This window comes from Streptomyces sp. NRRL WC-3549 (assembly GCF_000721935.1).
In the GTDB taxonomy this organism is placed as follows: domain Bacteria; phylum Actinomycetota; class Actinomycetes; order Streptomycetales; family Streptomycetaceae; genus Streptomyces.
Genome location: NZ_KL585389.1, coordinates 52,821 through 54,909, shown reverse-complemented (window position 1 = coordinate 54,909; position 2,089 = coordinate 52,821). Strand labels below are relative to the sequence as shown.

The window sequence follows — 2,089 nt, the reverse complement described above, 5'->3', positions numbered from 1 at the left end:
GCCGTCCGCCGTCCGCCGTCCGCCGGAGCGATGGTTTGGGGCCGCTGCCGGTCGGTTACCGGTGAGCGGAAGTGACCGGGCCGCAGAAGCTGTGTGGGGGCTGAGGGATGGACCGACTGACCGCTCGCTGGCCGGCCTGGCGGTGGGCCCCGCCCGCTCTGGTCGGCGTCGCGGCGTGCATCGACGTCACGACCCCGGCCCTCTACACCGCCGCGCCGCTGATCGCGGCGGCGTGCGTACTCGCCGGCGCGATGCTGGATCTCCGGGGCGCCGTGGGCACCGGGGCGCTCGCCCTGGTCCTGACCGTCCTGCTGGAGTGGCACTCGGGACGGCTCGCCGACGCCGTCGGCTGGACGGAGGTCTGCAACGTCGTCCTCGCCGTCGCACTCGGCCTCGACGTGAACAGGATGCTGGACCGCCGCGACCGGCGTATCGCGACTGCGCGGTCGGTGGCCGCGGCCATGCAGCGCGCGGTGCTCCCGACCCCGCCCAGGGAGATCGGCCCCCTCCGGGTGGCGGCCCGCTACAAGGCCGCCGACGCGGAGGCGAGGGTCGGGGGCGACGCCTACGCCATCCAGGACACGCCGTACGGCGTACGGGTCCTGATCGGCGACGTCCGGGGGAAGGGGGTCGGGGCCGTCTCCACCACGTCCACCCTGATCGGCGCGTTCCGTGAGGCGGCCCACTACGTCCCAGACCTCAGGGAGCTCGCGGTCCGGCTGGAGGACTCCCTCGAACGCGACAGCCTCCAGCACGACGACGACCGGCGCACCGAGGAGTTCACCACGGCGCTCATCGCCGAGATCGACCACGACTGCCGCAGCCTGCGGGTCATCAACCGGGGCCACCCCGAGCCCTACCTGATCCGCGACGGCCGCATCACCGCGCTCCCCCCGGGCACACCCGATCTGCCGCTGAGCATGGGGCAGCTCAGCGACGTACGCGCGCGGCCGGACGTCGTCCCCCTCTCCCCCGGCGACGTCGTGCTCTTCGTCACCGACGGCGTCACCGAGGCCCGCACCCCATGTGTATAAGAGACAGGGTCCGTGACGACGACATGGCCACGCTCGCCCTCACCCCGCGGCTCTGCGGGCCGCCGGTGCGGGACGGCCGGGCGGGCCCGCTCTGACCGGGCGATAGTGGAGAGACGGCCCGGAACCTCAGCGAAGGAAGCGAGCGAGGACACATGACTGTGCACCCGACTCCCGGCAAACGCGTCGTGGTCACGGGGGCGACCGGCAACGTGGGGACGAGCGTCGTCCGCGCGCTGGCCCGGGACCCCGGCGTCGGCTCGGTCCTGGGGCTGGCGCGAAGGCGCCCCGGACTGCGGATCGAGGGGGTGGAATGGGACACCGTGGACCTGTCCCGGCCGGACGGTGCGGACCGGCTCGCGACGCTGCTGTCCGGCGCCGACGCGGTCGTGCACCTCGCGTGGCGGTTCCAGCCCACCCACGACCCGGTGGTCACCTGGCAGAGCAACGTGCTCGGGTCGCTGCGGCTGTTCGAGGCGGTGGCCGCCGCGGGGGTCCCGGCACTCGTCCACGCCTCGTCGGTCGGCGCCTACTCCCCGGGACCGAAGACGGAACCGGGGGTCGACGAGGGGTGGCCGACCCATGGCTGGCCGGACGCGGCGTACTGCCGTGAGAAGGCGTATCTGGAGCGGGTGCTCGACACCTTCGAACTGCGGCATCCGGGGGTCCGGGTGGTGCGGATGCGGCCCGGCTTCCTGTTCAAGAAGACCGCCGCGGCCGAGCAGCGCCGGATCTTCGCCGGCCGGTACGTGCCGGGCACCCTGCTCAGACCCGACCTGCTGCCCTTCGTACCGGATCTGGCGGGGCTCCGGTTCCAGGTGCTGCACACCGACGACGCGGCCGAGGCGTACCGGCTCGCGGTGCTCGGCGACGTCCGGGGCCCGTTCAACCTGGCGACGGACACGGTGACCGACGCGCGGGAACTGGCCGCCCTCCTCGACGCCCGCGTCGTCCGGATGCCCCGGGCCCTGGTGCGTACGGCCCTGGCCGCCGCCTGGCGCGCCCACGCCGTCCCGGCCTCGCCCCACCTGTTCGACGCCGTCCTGCGGCTGGCGGGC

Annotated in this window: 2 protein-coding genes; both read left to right on the top strand. The window is 74.2% G+C overall.

All coding sequences use genetic code 11. The features are described from left to right. Positions 1-107: 107 nt before the first annotated feature. Positions 108-1,034 carry a PP2C family protein-serine/threonine phosphatase gene (locus IH13_RS0107585; RefSeq protein ID WP_234433241.1) on the top strand — a complete coding sequence of 309 codons (927 nt, stop codon included), beginning with the start codon at positions 108-110 and terminating at the stop codon, positions 1,032-1,034. 152 nt (positions 1,035-1,186) lie between these two features. Continuing rightward, positions 1,187-2,089 (top strand): NAD-dependent epimerase/dehydratase family protein (locus IH13_RS0107580; RefSeq protein ID WP_063837413.1); only part of this gene is annotated, 903 nt, incomplete at its 3' end.